The sequence below is a fragment of the Kiloniella spongiae genome, assembly GCF_001026905.1.
In the GTDB taxonomy this organism is placed as follows: domain Bacteria; phylum Pseudomonadota; class Alphaproteobacteria; order Kiloniellales; family Kiloniellaceae; genus Kiloniella; species Kiloniella spongiae.
Genome location: NZ_LAQL01000002.1, coordinates 543700 through 565647, shown reverse-complemented (window position 1 = coordinate 565647; position 21948 = coordinate 543700). Strand labels below are relative to the sequence as shown.

22 protein-coding genes and 1 other RNA gene are annotated in these 21948 nt (G+C 45.7%); 12 read left to right on the top strand and 11 right to left on the bottom strand.

What is annotated here, in order from left to right; genetic code table 11:
• Positions 1-100: 100 nt before the first annotated feature.
• The 6 genes from ffs (at position 101) to WH96_RS02640 (ending at position 5423) form a co-directional block, all read left to right on the top strand.
• Positions 101-198: signal recognition particle sRNA small type (gene ffs / locus WH96_RS21700), an RNA gene on the top strand.
• Between the two features lie 151 nt (positions 199-349).
• Positions 350-2257: a DNA polymerase III subunit gamma/tau gene (locus tag WH96_RS02660; protein ID WP_047762544.1), complete on the top strand. Its 1908-nt coding sequence runs from the start codon at positions 350-352 to the stop codon at positions 2255-2257.
• On the top strand, positions 2257-2580 hold the full coding sequence (locus tag WH96_RS02655; RefSeq protein WP_047762543.1) for a YbaB/EbfC family nucleoid-associated protein: 324 nt from the start codon (positions 2257-2259) through the stop codon (positions 2578-2580). Before WH96_RS02660 ends, WH96_RS02655 begins: the two co-directional genes overlap by 1 nt.
• Positions 2581-2589: 9 nt before the next feature.
• The gene (gene recR, locus WH96_RS02650; protein ID WP_047762542.1) at positions 2590-3186 is read left to right on the top strand and encodes a recombination mediator RecR; all 597 of its coding nucleotides are present in this window, start codon (positions 2590-2592) and stop codon (positions 3184-3186) included.
• Between the two features lie 118 nt (positions 3187-3304).
• Entirely contained in the window at positions 3305-3871 is a 567-nt protein-coding gene (locus tag WH96_RS02645; RefSeq protein ID WP_047762541.1) for a hypothetical protein, read from the top strand.
• Positions 3872-3971: 100 nt separating this feature from the next.
• Entirely contained in the window at positions 3972-5423 is a 1452-nt protein-coding gene (locus WH96_RS02640) for a DUF4139 domain-containing protein (protein ID WP_047762540.1), read from the top strand.
• A gap of 18 nt (positions 5424-5441) precedes the next feature.
• Here WH96_RS02640 and rmuC read toward each other — a convergent pair whose 3' ends face one another.
• On the bottom strand, positions 5442-6938 hold the full coding sequence (gene rmuC / locus WH96_RS02635; RefSeq protein ID WP_047762539.1) for a DNA recombination protein RmuC: 1497 nt from the start codon (positions 6936-6938) through the stop codon (positions 5442-5444).
• 205 nt (positions 6939-7143) lie between these two features.
• Here rmuC and def point away from each other — a divergent pair, with 205 nt between their 5' ends.
• From def to truA, 3 genes are all read left to right on the top strand, one after another.
• Positions 7144-7662, top strand: a complete 519-nt coding sequence (def, locus tag WH96_RS02630) for a peptide deformylase (RefSeq protein ID WP_047762538.1) — start codon at positions 7144-7146, stop codon at positions 7660-7662.
• 78 nt (positions 7663-7740) lie between these two features.
• Positions 7741-8694: a methionyl-tRNA formyltransferase gene (gene fmt / locus WH96_RS02625; protein WP_047762537.1), complete on the top strand. Its 954-nt coding sequence runs from the start codon at positions 7741-7743 to the stop codon at positions 8692-8694.
• On the top strand, positions 8694-9494 hold the full coding sequence (gene truA / locus WH96_RS02620) for a tRNA pseudouridine(38-40) synthase TruA (protein ID WP_047762536.1): 801 nt from the start codon (positions 8694-8696) through the stop codon (positions 9492-9494). Before fmt ends, truA begins: the two co-directional genes overlap by 1 nt.
• Positions 9495-9520: 26 nt before the next feature.
• On the opposite strand, the gene WH96_RS02615 is transcribed toward truA, so the two are convergent.
• The 4 genes from WH96_RS02615 to WH96_RS02600 all read right to left on the bottom strand — a co-directional run bounded on the left by WH96_RS02615 (position 9521) and on the right by WH96_RS02600 (position 12999).
• On the bottom strand, positions 9521-10063 hold the full coding sequence (locus WH96_RS02615) for a hypothetical protein (RefSeq protein ID WP_156176668.1): 543 nt from the start codon (positions 10061-10063) through the stop codon (positions 9521-9523).
• Between the two features lie 29 nt (positions 10064-10092).
• Positions 10093-11256: a succinyl-diaminopimelate desuccinylase gene (dapE, locus tag WH96_RS02610; RefSeq protein WP_047762534.1), complete on the bottom strand. Its 1164-nt coding sequence runs from the start codon at positions 11254-11256 to the stop codon at positions 10093-10095.
• A 20-nt stretch (positions 11257-11276) separates the two neighbouring features.
• Complete coding sequence (gene dapD, locus WH96_RS02605) at positions 11277-12119, bottom strand: 2,3,4,5-tetrahydropyridine-2,6-dicarboxylate N-succinyltransferase (RefSeq protein ID WP_204248098.1); 843 nt, start codon at positions 12117-12119, stop codon at positions 11277-11279.
• Between the two features lie 181 nt (positions 12120-12300).
• The gene (locus WH96_RS02600) at positions 12301-12999 is read right to left on the bottom strand and encodes a pyrimidine 5'-nucleotidase (protein WP_047762533.1); all 699 of its coding nucleotides are present in this window, start codon (positions 12997-12999) and stop codon (positions 12301-12303) included.
• A gap of 179 nt (positions 13000-13178) precedes the next feature.
• On the opposite strand from WH96_RS02600, the gene WH96_RS02595 reads away from it, so the two are divergent.
• Both WH96_RS02595 and WH96_RS02590 read left to right on the top strand, forming a co-directional pair.
• Positions 13179-14882, top strand: coding sequence for a sensor domain-containing diguanylate cyclase (locus WH96_RS02595; RefSeq protein ID WP_047762532.1), 1704 nt, complete (start codon positions 13179-13181; stop codon positions 14880-14882).
• Between the two features lie 35 nt (positions 14883-14917).
• On the top strand, positions 14918-16159 hold the full coding sequence (locus WH96_RS02590) for a DUF2336 domain-containing protein (RefSeq protein ID WP_162200104.1): 1242 nt from the start codon (positions 14918-14920) through the stop codon (positions 16157-16159).
• A 68-nt stretch (positions 16160-16227) separates the two neighbouring features.
• Here the strand turns inward: WH96_RS02590 and argB are convergent, their stop codons facing one another.
• The 6 genes from argB to rpmH form a co-directional block, all read right to left on the bottom strand.
• Positions 16228-17136, bottom strand: a complete 909-nt coding sequence (gene argB / locus WH96_RS02585) for an acetylglutamate kinase (protein WP_047762530.1) — start codon at positions 17134-17136, stop codon at positions 16228-16230.
• A 118-nt stretch (positions 17137-17254) separates the two neighbouring features.
• Positions 17255-17935 carry a ribosome biogenesis GTP-binding protein YihA/YsxC gene (yihA, locus tag WH96_RS02580; RefSeq protein WP_047762529.1) on the bottom strand — a complete coding sequence of 227 codons (681 nt, stop codon included), beginning with the start codon at positions 17933-17935 and terminating at the stop codon, positions 17255-17257.
• 175 nt (positions 17936-18110) lie between these two features.
• Entirely contained in the window at positions 18111-19913 is a 1803-nt protein-coding gene (gene yidC / locus WH96_RS02575; protein WP_342667202.1) for a membrane protein insertase YidC, read from the bottom strand.
• The gene (gene yidD / locus WH96_RS21695; protein WP_245629404.1) at positions 19910-20179 is read right to left on the bottom strand and encodes a membrane protein insertion efficiency factor YidD; all 270 of its coding nucleotides are present in this window, start codon (positions 20177-20179) and stop codon (positions 19910-19912) included. Before yidD ends, yidC begins: the two co-directional genes overlap by 4 nt.
• Positions 20180-20205: 26 nt before the next feature.
• A complete protein-coding gene (gene rnpA / locus WH96_RS02570; protein ID WP_047762527.1) occupies positions 20206-20616 on the bottom strand; it encodes a ribonuclease P protein component in 411 nt (136 codons plus the stop codon).
• A 4-nt stretch (positions 20617-20620) separates the two neighbouring features.
• A complete protein-coding gene (rpmH, locus tag WH96_RS21690; RefSeq protein WP_082113995.1) occupies positions 20621-20755 on the bottom strand; it encodes a 50S ribosomal protein L34 in 135 nt (44 codons plus the stop codon).
• Positions 20756-21146: 391 nt separating this feature from the next.
• Here rpmH and WH96_RS02565 point away from each other — a divergent pair, with 391 nt between their 5' ends.
• On the top strand, positions 21147-21881 hold the full coding sequence (locus WH96_RS02565) for a TVP38/TMEM64 family protein (protein WP_245629402.1): 735 nt from the start codon (positions 21147-21149) through the stop codon (positions 21879-21881).
• The last annotated feature ends 67 nt before the right edge of the window (positions 21882-21948 follow it).

Genomic DNA, 21948 nt, shown 5'->3' with positions numbered 1-21948 from the left:
GTGTACCAGAGAAGCCGATCTGTAAACATTTAGAGCGTGTGAAAATTAATTTCCTGCAAAAGGGCTTGCGTTCGAGGCAGAGAAGTCCGATATAGGGGGCGAGAGGTTGGCTATGGGCGTAGCGCTCGCCAACCCGGTCAGATCCGGAAGGAAGCAGCCGTAACGAGTTTGCCGCGGGTCGTGGTTCAGCCTCTCACCTATTGTGTTCATGATAAGTTACTGTAATAACGAGCTTCTAGCTCGTTTTTTTGTGTCTGCTCTTCTCTTTTTCAAGAACTTTACTGTGGATGATTGCCTTGATGCTTCAATGGGGTAAAGTGGGGTTAAATGAGACAACTCTAGCAGTAGTATGAACGATATTTCTACAGAACAAGCAGACTCGGAAAGCGAATCCAGCGCGGCTTATCAGGTCTTGGCGCGAAAGTATCGACCTGCCTCTTTCAGTGATCTTTATGGGCAAGACGCACTTGTTCAAACGATAACAAATGCAATTGATACAGATCGTTTGGCCCATGCCTTCATTTTGACGGGGGTCCGTGGGGTGGGGAAGACAACATCTGCCCGTATTATTGCCAAAGCGCTGAACTGTATCGGTGTCGATGGGCAAGGTGGCCCCACAGCTGATCCCTGCGGTGTGTGCGAGAGCTGTACATCTATTGCCCAGGATCGTCATGTCGATGTTATGGAAATGGATGCGGCGAGCCGTACTGGTGTTGGTGACATTCGAGAGCTGATCGAATCTGTGCGCTACCGCCCGGTCTCCGCCCGTAAGAAAGTATATATCATTGATGAAGTTCATATGCTTTCCAACAGTGCCTTTAATGCACTGTTGAAAACACTGGAAGAACCGCCGGAGCATGTGGTTTTTATTTTCGCGACGACCGAAATTCGCAAAGTCCCGGTAACGGTTCTCTCCCGTTGTCAGCGTTTTGATCTCAGACGGTTGGAACATGAGGAACTCATCAAACTTTTCACCATGATCCTTGGTAAAGAGAAAATCGAATTTGAGGACGAAGCTATTGGCCTTCTTGCTCGCGCGGCCGATGGGTCTGCGCGTGATGGCCTGTCACTTCTTGATCAGTCGATTGCCTTGGGCGGCGGCGAAAAGATAGAGAGCGAACCGATCCGTCATATGCTTGGTATGGCGGATCGAACTCGAATTTTCGATCTTTATGATGCTTTAATGCAGGGTGACTGTCCGGAATCTTTGAACATCTTGTCCGATCTCTACAACGGTGGTGCAGAACCTCTTGTTGTGATGAAGGATCTTTTGGAATTGAGTCATCTACTAACCCGTGCCAAGCTGGTTCCCCAAACTTTGGAAGCGCCGGGGATCCCCGAAGCCGAAAGAGTTCGGGGTGGCGAGATGTGTACAAAGCTCTCTATGCCGCTACTTGCGCGAACCTGGCAAATGTTGCTGAAAGGATTGGGCGAAATTCAAATTGCGCCTCACCCATTACAGGCAACCGAAATGGTTATTATCCGTCTGGCTTATGCGAGTAATCTTCCCACACCGGGGGATCTCATAAAAAAGCTCCAGGACGCTCCAGCGGGTAACGCCCCTGCTGGCGGCGTCCAAAATAGAGCTGGCGGTGAAGGTGCAAGAATAACAACAGGTCCACAAACATCTGCTCGCGGAATAGCACGTGGTGGTCAGGCTGTCGCCGTTGATACCGATGTTACTGTTTCATCCAGTGCCACGACAAAACCAGAGTTGGTCGTGGATAATACTTCCCCCGACGTGGGATTTGAAGAAGAGGTTTACGCATCGCCGCAAACCTTCCGGGATGTGATTAATCTGGCTCGGGATCAAGGCGAGAGAATTTTGTCCGCTTATCTTGGAAATGATGTACATCTGATTCGCTTTAGCCCGGGCGAAATAGAATACAAACCCGCAGAGAATGCGCCGCGTGACCTATCCGCAAAAATCCAACGTCATCTGAGTGAGTGGACAGGAAAGAAGTGGAAAGTTACCGAGACGGTAAAAGACGGTGTCGATACCATTCGGGCGCAGGAAAAACAGATCAATCAGGCGCTTGATGATAAAGCAATGCAAGACCCGCTTGTTTTATCTGTTCTCAAATTATTCCCGGGGACAAAACTAATCAGCCGAAAAGGCTTGATGCCTGATAACTATGTAGTAGAAGGCGTTGATGAAAAGTCCTTGATTGATCAAATCATGGACCCAGATATGGAAGATCCGGATCTTGATGATGCGGAGTTGCTACAACGGCTTAATAACGGAGATGAAATCTGATGAAAAATCTGGCCGGCTTAATGAAGCAAGCTCAGCAGATGCAGAGCAAAATGGCGGAAATGCAAGAAGCTTTGGCTGACTTGGAAATCGAAGGTGCTGCCGGTGCTGGTATGGTCAAAGTGGTTATGAGCGGCAAGTACAACTTGCGTTCGATCAAAATTGATCCATCACTGATTAATGCTGATGATGTTGAAGTCCTTGAAGATTTGATCATGGCTGCTGTGAACGACGCAAGTTCAAAAGTCGAGGCGACAACACAGGAAAAAATGCAGGACGTGACCGGTGGTCTTAATCTTCCTGCCGGCATGAAGTTGCCTTTCTAGGTCACATGCATGGCTAAAACCGAGATTGACCGTCTGACACAACTTCTTTCGCGCTTACCTGGGCTAGGCCCTCGGTCGGCGCGAAGGGCTGTGCTTTTTTTAATGAAAAAGCGCGAAAGTCTGATGCTGCCGCTTGCCAAAGCAATGACTGATGCAGCAGCCAGCATTGTGAACTGTCCAACATGTGGAAATCTCGATACTGAAAATCCCTGCGCTATTTGTCAGAGCCCGAAGAGAGATCACAGTAAGATCTGCGTTGTTGAAGAGGTTGGAGATCTTTGGGCTTTGGAGCGAAGCGGCGCTTTTAAAGGGCTATATCATGTACTGGGTGGTACCTTATCAGCGCTTGATGGGCGAGGCCCAGCCCAGTTGAATGTTAATCAATTGTTGGATCGAGCTGGCGAAACACATGTGCAGGAAATTATTCTTGCTCTAAGTGCGACAGTGGATGGACAAACGACAGGGCATTATCTCACAGAATGTTTGACGGGATACGAAGTTGATGTCTCTAAATTGGCCCACGGTGTTCCTGTCGGGGGAAGTTTGGATTATCTGGACGATGGAACTCTTACTGCGGCATTGAAAGCCCGAAGACCAACGAATTAAGCTATTTGAAGTAACAAAACATTCATTTTTAATCACAATTAGTGATTGCAAGCAGCCATCATTCTCATTACGAAATAGATGCCGGAATTTATCTATTACGTTATATTTGTGGGGAAATATGTCTAAGGTTGCGTTATCTCTGTCAACAGCTTCGCTGCTCGTTCTTGCTGCTTGCCAAACTACTGGTAACAAAGATTACTGGAGTGATTGGGAGGCGGTTCCTAAATCAGAAACCGTACTTGATTGGAACTTTTCAAAACCAACCGATGTTTTGACGAGAAGAGTCTCTCATTCAGGTACACGCCAAGAGCAATGGAGCTGGGATGATGGCACGGTATTTGTCACGAAAGCCGGTTTTGCCCGACACTATCGCATCAAAGTTGATGAAAACGAGTTTTCAAAACACCTAAGTGAATGGGATAGCTTTGGTAAACATAGCCCTTCTCTGAGCGTATCGGATATTCAAGAAACAACAAATCGTCATGGACGTTTCTATTTTACTGAGTTGAAAAATAACGATGGTGATGATTGCTGGGTCTTTATGCAGGCGGTCAAAGGTGTCGTCGCTGCAAATTATATTGATTCAGGACATCCGACTGGCTTTTTAATGGGGTATGATTGTGGTGCTTCACGTTACAGCAGCACAGATTTTAATCAATTTGCAGCTGGGTTGAGATATCGGTAGTCGTAACCAATCGTCTTAATACTGACATTCTTTTGCTCTATTTAATTCTTAATACTTTAGAATAGTTTGGCATCAAAACTCAATAATGGAACATGAAGACATGGCACAGGATTTAAAAGCAATAAAAAGACCAAATTTGGCTCTAATTGTTACAGGAGCAATGTTTGGAGGGGTAGCTTTTGGTGCTTTGGCGGTTGCGAATGCTCAGGAAATTCCAATTGGTGCTGATGCCAATCAATCTACCGAGTTGGTTTTCTATAGTAATAATTTAGGGCAAGTCAGCCAGACGCGGCGCAGTAAGTTGTCAGCAGGTGGTAGTACTTTGGCGCTGGAAGATGTCAGTCCTCACCTTCTACTTGATAGTCTTTTCATCGCGGGAGAAGGTTTGCGCGTTCGAGAGCAACGTCTCGATCAACAGGTCCTTTCTCCGCAACGATTGCTTGAAGCTTCTCTTGGTAAAACGGTGACCCTGATACGTAGCAATCCGAAGACAGGTGAAGATCGTGAACTCAAAGCCGATGTTCTCGCTGTTCGTGAAGGCGTGGTTCTTAGAGTTGAGGATAAAATTGAAACCGGTGTTTCCGGGCGGCTTGTTTATGATGAAATTCCGGAAGGGTTGAGGGCGGGACCGACCCTACTCGCTGTTGTCGATAGTGCAAAAGAAGGCAACAAAGACCTTAAACTGACTTATCTGACGGGTGGTTTGGATTGGCGAGTTACTTACGTTGCAGATCTAGATCCCAATGGTGAGAAATTATCATTAAAAGCAATGGCGACTTTGACAAACCAGACTGGTGTGGAATTTGTTGATGCTGATGTTCGACTTGTTGCGGGTAATGTTAAGCGTGTTCAGGCTGCACCAGCACCACGGATAGCGATGATGGGGGCCGAAAGCGACATGATGCATGCCAAAGCTGCGATGCCTCAACGACAGTCTGTAGCGGATAGAGATGTTTATCGCTTGCCAGGCAAAATCAATATTGGTGGCGTCGAAACCAAGCAGGTGACATTGCTTGAAAATGATGCTGTTGAAATTGAAAAACGCTATCGCTTTCAACAGTTGATTCAACCCTACCCAGGTGCCGACGAAACTGGTCGTCAACAGGCGGATATTGTCCTGAAAACTGAAAACACCGAAAGTAAAGGTCTTGGCCAACCACTTCCCGGCGGGACAATCCGTGTCTATCAGCAAGTTAAAGATGCAAATTCATCCATTTTCATGGGTGAAGAGCACATGCGGGCGGTTCCGAAAGGCGAAGAAGTTGAACTGGTTATTGGTACTGCCAATCAAGTGACAGGACGCGGGAAACAGCTTTCGTATGAAAATATTTCCCGAAACAGCTATCAGCTTACGCAGGAAATTACTTTAAGAAACAGCGGTAACAAAGCCGTATCTGTGGATGTTATCGGGAATATGCCTAGAAACTGGAAGATTCTGCACGAAAGCCTTAAGCACGAGAAAAAATCAGCGAACAAGGTTATCTGGACGTTGAATATTCCCGCTGAAGGCAAAGTCTCTTTTGACTACAAACTCAGGGTTTCCAATGAATAGTTTTGATGGTGAGTTCATTTACTTGTCAGAAATGAGAGTCGATTCTTCATTCTGAGATTCATCTGTCTCATCACTATCCAAAAACTCTGTCAGGCTTTCTGGCAGAGTTTTACTGGTTTTAGCACCCATCTTTTGTAGCTTGCTGACACGTCCGATCAGATTTCCACTGCCTGTTTTAAGTTTGTTGAATGCTGCGTCGTGACTTTTCTGAGCGCTATTCAAAAACTTACCAACTTTTTCAAGATCTTCGGTGAACCCGACAAACTTATCAAACAATTGTCCGGCACGTTTCGCTATTTCCTGGGCATTCTGATTTTGGTCTTCGTAACGCCATATGTTTTCAACGGTTCTCAAAGCGAGTAATAGTGTTGAAGGGGTTACAAGAACAACATTTTTCTCCAGTGCTTGCCCCACAAGATTAGGTTGACTTTGAACAGCAACACTAAAGGCTCCTTCGATTGGCATAAAGAGTAGGACGTAATCCAGCGAACGAATACTTTCCAGCTCGTGATAGGATTTTTGAGAAAGGTCTTTCACGTGGTTCTGGATAGAGATGACATGTTCGGAAAGGGCAATATTCTTTTGGTCTTCTTCTTCTGTAGAATGAAAGCGCTCATAGGCGGTCAGGGATACTTTTGAATCAATAACAATATCCTTGCCATTGGGGAGGTGAACAACAACATCTGGACGATAACGCTTACCTTCTTCGGTGTTCATGGATTGTTGAACGTCGTATTCCCGTCCTTTACTCAAACCGGATTTCTCAAGAACCATTTCCAGGATCATTTCTCCCCAGGCTCCTTGAGTTTGGCTTTGTCCTTTGAGTGCTTTGGTCAGGTTATTGGTGTCTTCACTGACCTGCTTGTTTAGATCGGCCAGCCTTTGCACTTCTTTATGGAGAGAAAATCGTTCTTTTGATTCCTTGTCATAGGTTTCTTCAACACGTTTCTGGAAGCCCTGAATGTTTTCTCTTAAAGGATTTAAAAGCGTTTCCAGCCCTTTTTTGTTTTGCTCGGTAAATTTCTGTGATTTTTCGTCCAGGATGCGGTTCGCAAGATTTTCAAACTGTTCTGTCAGCTTTACGCGGGCTTCGTCCAGAATTTGTAACTTCTCAACTTGTGCTTCACGCTCTTTGTTGAGTGTGGTCCGCATTTCTGTTTTTTCACTTTCTTGACGTGCCAAGAGATTTCGTAAATCCAGATTATCCTGCTCAAGGGTTTTGACTTGATCGATTAGTTCCGGAATACGTGATGCTCTTTGTTCTTCCGTGGCGGCACGGGTCGCTGCATCTGTATAGGCTTCATGTATTTCTTCGCGCTCTGTGCGTAACTTAATATACTCAGCTTGCTGTTTTCCCAGCTCTTGGGATAGTTCCTGTTTTCGGCTATCCAAGCTTTGGTTTAATGCGCTTAACTCGGCCGCCTGACTTCTTGTTTTAAGGTTGATAAGCAGGCCGATGATAAGTGCTATACCGAAACCAGCGGTGCCGCCAGTCAAGAGAACAGTGAGATCCATAGGTTATCCAATTGAGTGTAAAAGAACATTTTGCGATTCTAGTCTCAGTCTAGCATGGGCTATATAGCTTCGTCAGCAGAGGTTTTTGATCAAGGCTTTGCTTGACCTGACGGCTATGAGGCAATACCTAAGAGAAAAGAGCTGAAGTTTCCAGTGGTAGAGGCGTCAGCAGGTTAATTTTAATATGTGAAAATAGCGAGTAATCATGGCTATTCTTGATATCGTCATTGCCCCAGATCCGGTTCTTAAAGTCGTTTGTGAGCCAGTTAAAGAAGTGAACGATGAAATTCGTGAACTGCTGACGAGTATGCTTGAGACAATGTACAAAGCACCAGGGATCGGTCTTGCGGCCTGTCAGGTTGGTGTGACCAAGCGGGTTATTGTTGTCGATGTTAGTGATGATAAAGAAGAAAATCAGCCCTATTGTATGGTAAACCCAGAAGTCACGTGGGAATCAGACGAGTATTCGGTTTATCAGGAAGGGTGTTTGTCTTTACCTGAACAGTATGCAGATGTGGAACGACCTGCTGCGATAAAAATGACCTATCTTGATGAAACAGGGAAAAAGATCGAGCTTGAGGCTGATGGCCTTTTGGCTATCTGTATCCAGCATGAGATTGATCACCTTGATGGTGTCCTTTTTGTTGATCATATCTCAAAGTTAAAGCGTGGCATGATCATGAAAAAGTTGAAGAAAGTTGTTGCGGCCAAGGCTGCGGGATAATTTCTCTTTTCGTTCGTACCTGTCTCGTAAACGGATTTTTGTAAATATCGCGGTAAAGAATATAACAAGGAATATGGGATGAAACCGTTACGTATCGTTTTTATGGGAACTCCTGATTTTTCCGTTCCTTGTTTACGGTCTCTGGCGGAAAACGGGCACGAAATTGTCGCTGTCTATAGCCAGCCGCCACGCCCGGCAGGAAGAGGACAGAAGGAAAAACGGTCACCCGTTCATACCTTTGCTGTTGATCAGGGGTGGCCCGTCTTTACACCCAAAACATTCCGAAATTCTGAAGTTCAGGATTCTTTTAGAGAGCATAATGCTGATGTGGCTGTGGTGGTCGCTTATGGCCTAATCCTACCGACCGAGGCTCTTTATGCACCGAAAATGGGATGTATCAATGTGCATGCCTCGTTGTTGCCGCGTTGGCGCGGGGCTGCACCGATTCAACGTGCGATAGAAGCGGGCGACCAGCAAAGCGGTGTTTGCATTATGCAAATGGTTGAAGAGCTTGACGCGGGGGATATCATTCTTGAAGGTAGGGTCGATATCACATCTGCAACAACAGCATCCTCCTTGCATGATGCGCTTTCGGCGCTTGGTGGGAAATTGATTGTCAAAGCGCTTGATGGACTCGAGAGTGGTTACTTGGCGCCAACTCCCCAACCCGAAGACGGTATAACTTACGCCAAAAAATTATCCCGTGATGAAAGTGAATTGGACTGGGCGCAACCAGCTCAAAACCTTGAGCGCAAGGTACGTGCCTTGACCCCTTGGCCTGGTGTACATTTCACCTATCAAGGGGATCGCTTTAAAGTTCAGGAAGTCTCTTTTGTTGAGAAGCCTCAAGCCGCGCTGCCGGGAACTTTAATCGACGATGACCTATTGGTCGCCTGTGGAGAGAATGCACTTCGGATTGAGCGATTGCAACGTCCGGGCAAAGGTATGATGGATCGCCAGGCATTTTTGAACGGGTTTCCTCTCAAAAAGGGGACGAATTTGGCGCAAACGTGTGAGGCTCAAGACCTATAATGCCTCGCTATAAGCTCATCATTGAATATGACGGCACGGATTTTTTTGGCTGGCAACGCCAAAAGGAACAGATCTCTGTTCAGGAAGTACTGGAAGAAGCCATTTTTAAATTTAGTGGTGAGCGAGTACAGGTTTTTGCCTCGGGACGAACGGATAGTGGCGTGCATGCGCTAGGGCAGGTTGCGTCAATGGACTTGGAAAAAGATTTTCCTGCGCACAAAGTCAGGGAAGCAATCAACTTCCATATACGTCCGGCCAAGGTTGCCGTGCTGGATGCAGAGCTTGTCGATGATGATTTTCATGCACGATTTTCTGCGACGGAACGCAGTTATCTCTACCGCATAATAAATCGTCGGGCGCATCTTGTTCTTGATCATAATAAAGCATGGTTTGTACCCCAAAAACTGGATATACGTGCGATGCACGACGCTGCCCAAATCTTGGTTGGTGTTCATGATTTTACATCTTTTCGTGCAAAGGATTGTCAGGCTAAATCTCCTGTAAAATCCATTAACCGGATTTCCGTTACACAACAGGGCGAAGAAATTCGTATTGAGTTATCTGCCCGTTCATTCCTCTATCATCAGGTGCGTAATATCACGGGATCTTTAAAAAGGGTCGGAATGGGGAAGTGGACAAAAGAAGATTTGAAGCGAGTTCTGGAAGCTAAAGACCGTAGTCAGGCTGGCGAGATGGCTCCGGCTTGGGGATTGTATTTTGTCTCTGTCGGTTTTGATCCTCTGTCTGAAGATGATGTTGCTCATAATCCAACTGTTGGTAAAGAGCCAACAGTCCAGTAGTAATAGTTAATCTTCAGTTGGGATGCCTACAAGTACATCATGTCCTGATTCAGTGCGAGTATCGCCTGTGCCAGAACAAGATTGAAAAATACAAAAGCAGTTGCTGAAAACCAGCCTGTTTCAAGCGTCGTTTTCGTCATATACGCTTGCGCCATGAGGACGTACAATAGGGTGATTAGATATAGAAAGGCTCCTAAATAATCCGGTAGGAGATCTGTTTGTAAAATAAAGAACAATAAAGTGAAGGCAAGTAATTGCCATACTTGAAGCCAATTATAATGAATTATAAATACGCCAAATTGTTTTTCTTTTTTATGCAGAAGCAACAGCAGATGCATGATAATCGGATAGGCAATCCAACTTATGACATAAAAAAGCGAATCAATAAGGAATAGAGCAAAGAGATCAATGGTTGGTTCTGTTTCGAGCGGTTGGGCAATTGTTAAATAAATTGTGCTGGGGATACAGAGAACTGCGGCAAAAAACGACTTCCAGAAGTTCTCTTCATTAACAGGCGTGGGCGCTATTTGTACGCTATTAAAGCGCATATACAGCAGGGCATTTCCCAAGTTTATTTTTATTTCTGCGAGAGTAGGGATCACGCGTTGAAATATCCCCTCAGCATTGTTTCATAAATTTTGGATAAATCTTCCAGTTCCTGAACTGTACAGTGTTCATCCACTTTGTGGGCAGTATCGTTCAAGAGGCCAAATTCAGCAACTGTCGCGTAATCTTTGATAAATCGTGCATCAGATGTGCCGCCGGATGTTCCCAATTCAGTTTTCACACCGGTTACATCAAGAATGGAATTACCTATCAGATCGCTAAAAGGACCTGGTGGACACAAAAATGACTCTCCTGACACGCGAATTTTCAGATCATAGTCAAAATCGGCGCGGTGAAGGCGTTCCCTGACCCAGGCTTCTACTTGTTCAGAGGTATAGAGATCATTAAAGCGCACGTTAAAATTGGCTGTAATTTCTGCCGGGATAACGTTTGTAGTAGGATTTCCCACATCAACACTTGTTAGCTGAAGGCTGGAAGGAGGGAAGTGCTCTGTGCCGCTATCCAAGGGTTCTTGCAATAAGTTGTGCAGCATGTTTATAGCGGGATGCAACGGGTTGTTAGCCAGTTGTGGATAGGCTGTATGTCCTTGAATACCGCGAACGGTTAGGGCGAAATTCATAGATCCACGACGGCCAATTTTGACCATGTCGCCGAGGGCTGTATTACTGGTTGGTTCGCCGACGAGACAAACGTCCATTTTCTCGCCTTTGTCGGTCATCCAGTCGAGAACTTTGCGGGTTCCGTTCAGACCAAGACCTTCTTCGTCCCCTGTGATGATCAGGTTCAGCGAACCATTCAAACTTTTGCCTTCAGGTGACTTCAAAAAGCGGGTCAGAGCGGCAACATAGGCCCCTATAGATCCCTTCATGTCCACTGTACCACGGCCAATCAATTTGCCATCAACAACCGTTCCACCAAAAGGATCGACACTCCAGGCATTTGCATCTCCGATGGGAACCACATCGGTATGCCCTCCATAGCCAAATACAGGGCCGTTTGTTCCCAAACGAGCATAGAGATTATCGACACCGTAAGTTTCTTCACAGCTAAAGGGAAGACGATGACATTCAAACCCCAAAGGTTTTAAAAGCGATTCCATGAGGTCGAGAGCCCCGCCTTCCTCTGGAGTAACAGAGGGGCATCGGATAAGTGCCTGGCTGACTTCAAGTGCAGAGGCAGGGTTCTCGACAGTCATTTATTTTCGCTCCGGTCTGGTTAGTCGCGTAAGAGATCGTTAATGGATGTTTTTGAACGCGTGCGCTCATCAACACGTTTAACAATAACAGCACAGTACAGGTTTGGCCCCGGTGTTCCATCCGCAAGAGGTTTGCCGGGAAGTGTGCCGGAAACAACCACAGAATAAGCTGGAACGCGACCCATGAAAATTTCACCAGTTTCGCGATCAATAATTTTGGTGGATGCGCCGATGTAAACGCCCATGGAAAGGACGGAACCTTCCTCTACAATAACACCTTCAGCTACTTCGGCGCGGGCGCCAATGAAGCAATTGTCTTCAATAATAACCGGGCCAGCCTGTAAGGGCTCCAGAACACCACCGATACCGGTTCCGCCAGATAGGTGAACATTCTTACCAATTTGAGCGCAAGAACCAACGGTTGCCCAGGTATCAACCATGGTTCCGCTATCAACATAGGCGCCTAGATTGACAAAACTTGGCATCAAGACAGCACCGGGCGCGATATAGGCTGAACGACGAACGATACTGCCAGGGACGGCGCGGAAGCCAGCAGACGCAAATTGCTCTCCAGACCAACCTTCAAATTTTGAGGGTACTTTATCCCACCAGTTTGTCGCTTCGCCGGGGCCGCCAGCAATAAGAGACATATCATTTAGTCTGAATGACAGAAGCACGGCCTTTTTAAGCCATTGATTAACTACCCAGCCATCAGGTCCTTTTTCGGCAACACGGCGCTGACCGGAATCCATCAACATAAGAGCTTCGTCTACGGCTTCGCGAATTTCACCTGTTGTTGCTGCGCTTACCTGGTCTCTATTTTCCCAGGCACTTTCAATGCTATTCTGGATATCAGCGTTCATAATGATATGTCCCATCGTCAACGATTGTCGGATTGAGCCCTCACGGCTTTGGAGGGGACAATGCGGCAGAGGTTATTAGCTTGTCAAACGCTTACAGGCCTAGAACCGGATGTTATACGATTCATCCTCTTTTGGCCCCCAATTTGGGGAGGGTGGTTTCTATAATGGATTATCTCTGGCTTTATAAAGCGTTTAACCATTTAACTAAGTTATCAGTATGATGATGGATAAAATCAGCAACTTTTCCTTCATCATCTGTGGCGCCAACCGATGCCCAGTCTGTATCCGTTTTCACCCAAACCGTTGTCATACCCATTTCAGCAGCAGGTTTTAGATTTTTGGCTGAATCTTCAAAAAACACCGAGCGTTTTGGGTTTATGTTATGTCTTTTGATAATGTCGTCGTAGGGAAACTGTGCTGGCTTGGGAATGTAGTCTGCATCAGCAATATCATAAATACCTTCGAAATGATGACTAACACCCAAACGTTCCATTACGTTTGATGCATGAATGTTTGATGCATTGGTGAAGATAAGCTTTCTACCGGGTAAATCAGAGAGTGCTTGATTCAAGGCAGCGTTGGGTGAAATCACGTCAAAATCTATATCGTGCACATAATTCAGATAGCGATCCGGTGCCAAATTATGATTGACCATGAGGCCTTTGAGTGTGGTGCCATAGCGATGGAAATAATCTTTTTGAACTTTTTTTGCAGCGATAGGATCAAGGTCGAGAAATTCTTGTATAAAACTCCCCATACGCTGTTCAATTTGTCCGAATAAATTGGATGAGGCAGGATAGAGCGTATTATCCAAATCAAATAACCAAACATCTCTGTCGTCTAGACTTGCCATTTTTGCTGCTTCCAAACTGTCGTACATTTCATTTTCTATTAGAGAATGCCTAGTCAGATTTTTAGCATTAGCCAAGTGAGAATCGTCTTTGCAGAATTAAATATGCAAAATTAGAAGTTTAAGTCGGTGTTAACTGTGCTGATTTAGACTTGGACGAAAATAGCTTCTGTCGGCTGCTGTGAAAGCATCACCAGGAAAAGTATAACATGAACAAGAGTGGTAATTTGCCGAATAAAACCGATAAGGAACAGTGGGGTGTTACAATTCCTGGCGGGCCTTTTTCAGACTTTCCTGGGGCTGTACTTTTTGTTGAAAGAAACGGCACCGTTTCCAGTGCGAATGAGCAAGCAGATCTGTTATGCACGTTTATTAAACGTGGTGGATCGGAAGAATATCATGATGCTCTACAATCTGCGCTGAGTGGCCGTGCCGCCCAGGTTAACCCTTTGCTGGTCCGCGCGGGACGTGATGAAGCCAGTAGAGTTCTTGGCGCATTTGATCTTGCTTTATTACCTTGGTCTGATGGTGCATCAGCACTTTTACTCGGTCGTAATATCTCTCTTGAGCGGAACTTGCGTGCTGCGCTTATTGAATCCCGACAACGCTATCGTGATCTTTTGGAAGCCGCCTGTGATTTTGCTTGGGAAACAGACAGGGAAGGAAAGATTAGCTTCATAACACCCGAAGGTGGCGTGGGTTTCTCAGCTGCAGAGTTATCAGGGTCGGATGCTGTAAGTCTCTTTGCTGATCCGTCTTCAATTATCACCAATCCTTTCTCTTGCAGAGTCCCTTGTGAGGAAGAAGAGATATGGGTCAAAGATAGCTTTGGTGACGAACGTTGTTTGTTGGTGACGTCGATGCCTCTTTGGGGGGATTATGAGACATGGCATGGAAACCGTGGATTCTGCCGTGATATTACCAAGTTACGTCATGACGAATTGTTGCAGGCAAACGAAATTCATCGCGAGCGTGTTTACAATCGAATTTTAGAAATAGCCCGTAGCGAAATGGTGCCCATGAAAATGCTGGTATCTGTCGCGTCCTGTCTTATTCCTGCATTGCCGGTTGATGCTGTCATGATAAGTCATTTTGATGGTGATGTTTGGCAACCAGTTGCAGAAGAAGGAGAGGCCTTACAGCTTGATGCTATTGCACGGGTTCAAGCTGCTCTGGAAATGGGTGAAACTGTTTATCAAGAAACCAGTTCAGATGGTGTTTTGGTTGCAGTAAGCGCTAAATTCAGAGATCAAGTGAATGGATCTATTTGTTTGTGGCGCAAAGGAGGACGAGTGTCTTGGTCACCAGGCGAAGGCGAGCTTCTTGAACGAATACAGATTCAGATTGGTATCTCATTACAGCAATTTGGACATCATAAAGAACTTCAGGCTCTTTCCAGCACAGACCCATTAACGGGGCTTTTAAATCGCCGGCACTTTGAACACCTTCTTGATGGCTTTATCGCAGATAATATTGGCGATGAAAGAACACATTTATTGCTCTATCTGGATCTTGATAATTTCAAGTATGTAAATGATGCTTATGGGCATCAGGAAGGGGATAAAGTTCTAAAAGATTTTGCCGAAGTTTTGAAGAGTAAGACAAGACGGAATGACTGGATTTGCCGCTTGGGTGGAGATGAGTTCGTTCTGTTTTTACCTGCGGTTCCTGAACGTGAAGCAACAGGAAAGGCTCAAGACCTTCTGGAAGCTCTTATTCCTGCGTTTTCGAGGGAGGATGATCCTAAATGGTCTTTAAGTGCTTCTGTTGGTGGGTACCTTTTTATAGCGCGCGAAGAACAGAATTTGGCTGATCTGTTGATACATGCGGACGAAGCGATGTACCGGGTGAAACGATCCGGTAAAAACGGTGTTTACATTGTTGGTGAAAAAAATGATGAGGTTGGCTCATGATAAAACCAACCGATTCTTCAAAGGATAGTAAAGGAATGCAACCAGCGTTAGCGTACGAAGATGCCAAGGAAATGGCAGAAAGTAAGGATCGTAATGTCAGGTTATCTTTGGCTAGTCGCCAGGATATTCAGCCTGAAATTCTTTACTATCTAGCTGATGATGGTGATGCTAATGTACGTCAGGCAATTGCATCAAACGCTTTAACGCCAAAGCAAGCCGATTTGCTACTTGCAAAAGATAAAGATGGTCAGGTTCGACTGGAACTGGCAGAGAAAATTAGCAAACTGGCACCTGATCTCGATCAAAAATCACAACGAAAAGCACATGATTTCGTTATAAAAACACTCGAAATCCTTATTGAAGATCAGCAAGATAAAATTCGTACAGTTATTTCTGAAGCCGTGAAAGACTTGGATACGATACCTGTGTCTATCGTGCGTAGACTTGCGTCTGATGATGTTGATAGTGTGGCGTCGCCTGTGCTTCAATCATCCCCGATTTTAACAGACGAAGATCTGTTGAAAATCATCTGGGATGGTGTTCGTGGATCGAGACTAAAAGCAATTTCTCGTCGGTCGAATCTTGGCGAGAAAATTACCGATGCAATTGTCGAGACTAAAGATAATGATGCGATTGCATCCATGTTGGATAATCAATCGGCACAAATTCGCGAAGAAACGCTGGATCAGTTGGTTGAGCAAGCCCCTGGGGTTGAAGTTTGGCATAAGCCCCTTGTGAAACGTCCAAAGCTTTCTCCTTTATCTCTAAAGCGTTTGGCAGGATTCGTTGCAGAAACTCTTTTGGAGAATTTACTGGATCGGCCTGATTTGGATCCTGAAGTCTCTACAGCTATTGGACTGGAAGTCCGCAAGCGGATGGAAGTTGATGATGTCCTTGACGAGAATATCAGCGATGAAGATGAAAAGGCCATAGAGGCCGAAGTTGAAAAGCTACATAAATCAAGGAAGTTGACTGAAGATCGCATTACCACACGACTGCACTGTGGTGATCGTGAGTTTGCTATTCATGCTCTTGCCAAGGTTGCTGAGCTTCCACCGCTCGTTGCTCGGAGAATGATTCTCTCAAGAGCTGCTAAAACGGTGGTTGCCTTGGTTTGGAAGGCCGGGTTTTCTATGGAACTTGCAAATATCGTCCAGTTGCGTCTTGCAGGCATCCCGCCGCAACAGTCAATTAAGGCCGATGAAAATGGTGATGTTCCGATTTCGGATAAAGAACTTGAATGGCAAGTTACTCTTTACATCGATGATGCAGAGTAACTTGTTAACTCAGTTTATCTATTGAAGGTGTTCGGTTATTACCAAGATATTTAATCTCACTTTTAATCTCAGGCTTTTTTAATCATCGTACCGATTCCACAATCAGTAAAGATTTCCAGCAGCATGGAATGTGCGATACGCCCGTCCAGAATAACGGCGGCATCTACACCGCCACGAACAGTTTCCAGACAGGTTTCAAGTTTGGGAATCATTCCGCCACTGATTGTTCCGTCCTGTGTCAGCTCTTGCGCTTCTGGAATGGTTAGTTCTGAAATCAGGCTTCCCTGTTTATCCAGAACGCCGGCAACATCTGTCATCAACAACAAACGTGAGGCACCAACCGCTGCGGCAATGGCCCCGGCTGCCGTATCTGCGTTGATGTTGTAGGTCTCTCCGTTCGGCCCATAGCCGATTGGCGCGATAACGGGGATCATACCAGAGCGATCAAGTTCGAGCAGAAAATCGGGGTTAATTTCTTCTGGCTCACCAACAAAGCCGAGATCAAGAACCTTTTCTATATTTGAATCCTGATCTTTAATCGTCCGCTGCAATTTACGAGCTTTGATAAGACTTCCGTCTTTTCCGGAAACGCCGACGGCGGTACCACCGGCCTTGTTAATTGCGGCTGTAATGCTTTTATTGATTTTGCCGGACAGGACCATTTCAACGATTTCAACAGTCTCGGCATCAGTCACCCGCAGGCCGTCAACAAATTCGCTGTTTACAGCAAGTCTTTTCAACATCTCGCCAATTTGCGGGCCACCGCCGTGAACAACGATGGGGCTTATGCCAACTTGTTTTAACAGAACGATGTCGTGGGCGAACTTGTCTGCAAGATCTGCATCCCCCATGGCATGACCACCGTACTTGATGACAACTTTTTTGCCGGAATAACGTCGCATAAACGGCAAGGCCTCTGAAATTGTCTGGGCTGTTCTAAGCCACTTTCTGGGGTCCTTGGCATGTTTGCTTGTCATCTTGGCGACCTTTGAATTCGTTATGTTTGAGTATGGAATAAGGTACTTGATAGGGATGTGATGGTTATTGTGTTTAACAGCTTATAGCGAAATATTTCACAGGTGAAAACATAGTCGTTTATCCCCCTTGTTGTGTAAGCGCGGCGATACTTGCTCTGAGTTCGGCGATGCCCACGGATTTTGCGGATGACGTTTTCATAATTTGCGGATGTGCAGCTGGACGTTTGGCAAGTTCGGCTGCGAGCTTTTTTTCAACTTCAGCCAGCGGAGTTGGCTTGATTTTGTCCGTTTTTGTCATGACAATCTGGTAAGAAACAGCCGAGGTATCGAGTTCATCCATGATTTGGCGGTCACTGTCTTTTGCACCGTGCCGTGAATCGATCAGAAGCAAAATACGCTTTAGTTCAGCCCGCCCGCGCAGGTAGTTACGGGTAAGGTTTGTCCAATAGGCGATGTCAGATTTTGAAGCCTGTGCATAGCCGTACCCCGGCAGGTCAACCAGTATGAGCTTCTGACCAAGATCAAAGAAGTTCAATTGACGGGTGCGTCCGGGTGTGTTCGAGGTACGCGCCAGTGTTTTTTGTCCTGTCAGCGCATTGACCAAGCTTGATTTTCCCACATTGGATCGTCCAGCAAAGGCTATTTCTGGCAGGTTATAGCTTCCAATATGCTCATCTTTTGTGGCGCCTAAGATAAAGTCACAGGGCTTTGCGAAAAGCAATCGACCAGCTTCCAGCATTGCGGGATCCTCTTCGGGGTTATCGAAGCGGTTGCCGAAGCTTTGAATATCGTCAGTCATATTTTCTCTCCTTTGACCCTGCATCTCAGGCCCAGCATTCTATCGTGGGAAATATACTATTACATTTGAGAGCGGGATGATGAATAGTCTTTGTTCCGGCTTTCAGCAAGGATTAACACAAAAGGCCCTGACATCTGTGTCAGGGCCTTTTGAAAGTGTCGTACAGAAACGTTGATTAGCTTTTTGTTTCTGCCGCTGCTGTTCGTCCCAAAGGAACGCCAGCTTTTTTCATAATCACAGCTTGCTGAATAATTGAAAGCAGGTTGTTCCAGGTCCAGTAAATCACAAGTCCGGCCGGGAATGTCCCAAGAAGGAAGGTGAAGAACAATGGCATGAACAGAAAGACTTTTGCCTGTACAGGGTCTGTCGGTTGTGGATTCAACTGTTGCTGTAGGAACATTGAGATACCCATGAGCACAGGCCAGATACCGATATTCAGGAAGGCAATCAGTGTGTCTGCTTCTGGAATTCCCCATGGGAACAGACCAAAGCCGTTCACCAGTGAAGTAGGATCAGGAACAGATAGATCATGAATCCAGCCATAGAAAGGTGCCTGACGCATCTCTAGAGTTACAAAGAGAACTTTGTAGAGAGAGAAGAAAATCGGAATCTGGATAACAATGGGCAAACAGCCGGCCATTGGATTGACCTTCTCTTGCTTGTAGAGAGTCATCATTTCCTGATTAAGCTTCTGACGATCATCGCCAAACTTTTCGCGCAGGGTCACCAACTTTGGTTGTAGCTTACGCATTTTAGCCATGGAAACATATGATTTGTTTGCCAAGGGGAATAGGAAAAGCTTGATAATAACGGTCAAGGCCATAATCGAAAGGCCAACATTACCAACAATTCCTGTTAGCCAGTGAAGCGCATAGAAGAAAGGTTTGGTGATGTAGTAGAACCAACCAAAATCCACAGCAAGATCAAGATCTTGAATGCCGAGGTCATCAGTGTACTGATCGATAAGAGGAACTTCTTTCGCGCCAGCAAACAGGTTACTGCTGAATTCGAGTGTTCCACCTGCTGCAACAGCTTCTACGTTATAGAAGTAATCTGTTTGATACCGATCTGGGCCGTTTTTACCGCTATAGATAAACCGCGTGCTGACTTCTTTGCTTTGATCCGGGATCAGGGCCGTCAGCCAATATTTATCTGTGATACCGAGCCATCCACCTGTACTTGGAAGCGCAACGTTGCCATCTTCTTTGAGGTCTGAGTAATCAACTTCGGTCAGGCTGCCGCCCAGAACACCGATTGGACCTTCGTGTAGAATGTAGTATCCAAGTGTTTCGGGTGTGTTTGTGCGGGAAACAAGACTGTAAGGAGCCAGATCGACGCGCTCGTCAGACGTATTTACAACGCGTTGTTTTATGCTGATCATATAGCCATCATCAATAGAAAGCTCACGCTCGAACTTCAGGCCAGAACCATTGTTCCATGTCAGAGTGACAGTGTTTTCCGGTGTCAAGCTTGCGTCTGTTGTCGTCCAAACTGTTTTATTGTCTGGTACAACAAGCTTTCTATCAGAAGAAATCCATCCGAAATCTGCATAATATGGATTTTTAGTTTGTGCAGGAGAGAGAAGAACAACGTTCGGGCTGCCTTCTTCAATGCTTGTCTGATAATTCTTGAGAACGAGATCGTCGATCCGACCACCTGTGAGGGAAATACTACCCTCAACCGTCGGGGTGTCGATTATTATCCGCTTAGCATCGGCTAAAGCTTCTTCTCTTGGACGACCTTCGATTAGCTTCAGAAGGTTGTTAGTTCCGCCTGGTACTTCTGGAATTGAACTGTCAGAAGCAATGTTTGCTTGTGTTTGCTGCTGTTGTGCAGCTTCTCTGGCAGCAATCTGTTCCTGGCTTGGTGGGAAGAAGTAATCTTGCGCAAAGGTCCAGCCAAAAAGAATGACGGCGGACAAGACGACAGCAAGAAGAATATTACGTTGATCTTCGTTTTGCATCAGTGATCGGCTCAACGGTTGTTCGTGACATGACAATCATGGGAATGATTGCTGTCAGATGGTTCTGGTACAGGATCATATCCGTGGCCACCCCAGGGATGGCAACGAGAAAGACGTTTTAGAGCTAACCAGCTACCCCGCAATGCATCATGCGTGACAATAGCCTCGCTTGCATATTCAGAGCATGTGGGGTGGTAACGGCAGCTTGCGGGAGTATAGGGAGAGATTCCGTATTGGTACAGCTTTACGAACCCTAAAAGGAGTGCACGTAATATTTTCAATATTGTGTCCTCTCGTTAATCGGGTATCAGCTCTGTGGTCTTTTGGGACCTGATGCTTTCTTTCGATCTGTCTTAACTCGTTGCAGAGCTATTTTTAGATCGTTTTTAAGATCATCATATGGACGAAAGAGTGTTGTTTTTCGTCCTATCAGAACATAATCGTGTTCGGCTTTCCCATATTCGGAAAGTATTTCTGCTGCAGCGGCACGTAAACGGCGTTTTACCCGATTTCTGATCACAGCATTACCAACTTTTTTGGTAACGGTAAAACCAATGCGAATAGCGCCAGACCTATAAAGCTCTTCTGAGTTAGAAGAGCTTTCAGGTTGACGCCGCATGGCTTGAATAATCAAGCCGGGTGTGACCCATTTATTATGCGTCGCTGCTACCCGAAGAAACTCGGACCGCCTTTTAAGCTTTCCGATTTCGAGCATCATAGTCTTAAGCGGATAGACGCTTACGACCTCTTGAGCGACGGTTAGCTAGGACGCGGCGACCGCCTACGGTAGCTTTACGGGCGCGAAAGCCATGGCGGCGTTTGCGAACCAATACGCTCGGCTGAAAAGTGCGCTTCACTTTAATTCTCCGTTATCCGGAAGGTTGTCGAAAATAGTGGTCGGTGTATAAGCGGGCACTGAGCATCTGTCAACGCCTGTCAGCCCGATTCAATGGATTCCCTCGAAAAACAGAAGCTTTTCTCTGAATTATCATGGGGAATACCCTGAATTTTCAGTAGAAACACAATGAACGAAGACCGTTACCAACCACCGTTGGGCAGGTTCTATCAATGTTTTAAGGTAATTCACAGCACTTTTTACTGTTATAAAGATAAAAGTAGGAAGTTTCGTTGTAAACTTGGTGCTTAGCCCCTCTCGTTTGATCACATCCCTGTGTGATTGGCTTGATAGGCTTGTATTTTAAGCTATTACATCAAAAATGTATTTCCATGATAGATACCGATACCAGTATGACTGAAACAAATAACGATGATAAAGAACAAGCTTCCTTGCTGAAGCGTATGTTTCCGCTGCTTATATTAGTTGTGGGCTTGATTATCGTGTATTCATTGGGGTGGCACCAATACCTCAGCTTTGATGCGCTGAGAGAGAACAGGGAAACCTTGAACGGATTCGTCGAGGAACGGGCCTTTGTTGCTATTCTTTCTTTTGTTGCTCTCTATACCGTGGCAATTGCTTTCTCTATTCCTGGTGGTTCTTTCCTGACTATTGCTGGCGGATTCCTTTTCGGGACTTGGTTTGGCGGAATTTATGCTGTTGTTGCCGCAACTATAGGATCAACGTTGGTGTTTCTGGCAGCAAAGACAGCATTTCGGGATATTCTGCGAGAAAAAGCACAGGGGTATCTGAAGAAAATGGAAGAAGGATTCCATGAAAACGAATTGAGTTATCTTCTTGTCCTTAGGTTAGTGCCTTTATTCCCTTTTTGGTTGGTTAATCTTGTTCCTGCCTTTGTCGGGGTTTCGCTTCGGAACTATATTGTCGCAACATTTATCGGCATTATTCCCGGAACCTTTGTCTATGCATCTGTTGGCAATGGCTTGGATGCACTGTTCCGTAGTGGTGGTACACCTGATTTGGGTATTATTCTGAAGCCAGAGATTCTTTTGCCAATTCTGGGGCTGGCGTTACTCTCACTCATTCCTGTCCTTTACAAAAAATTCTGCAAAAAGAAACAGGCCTAAATTTCGACGTTAACGGGTCATTGAAGTTGCTTGGCAAATTTCAGGTATGTTGTTTGCGGTGTTGCTG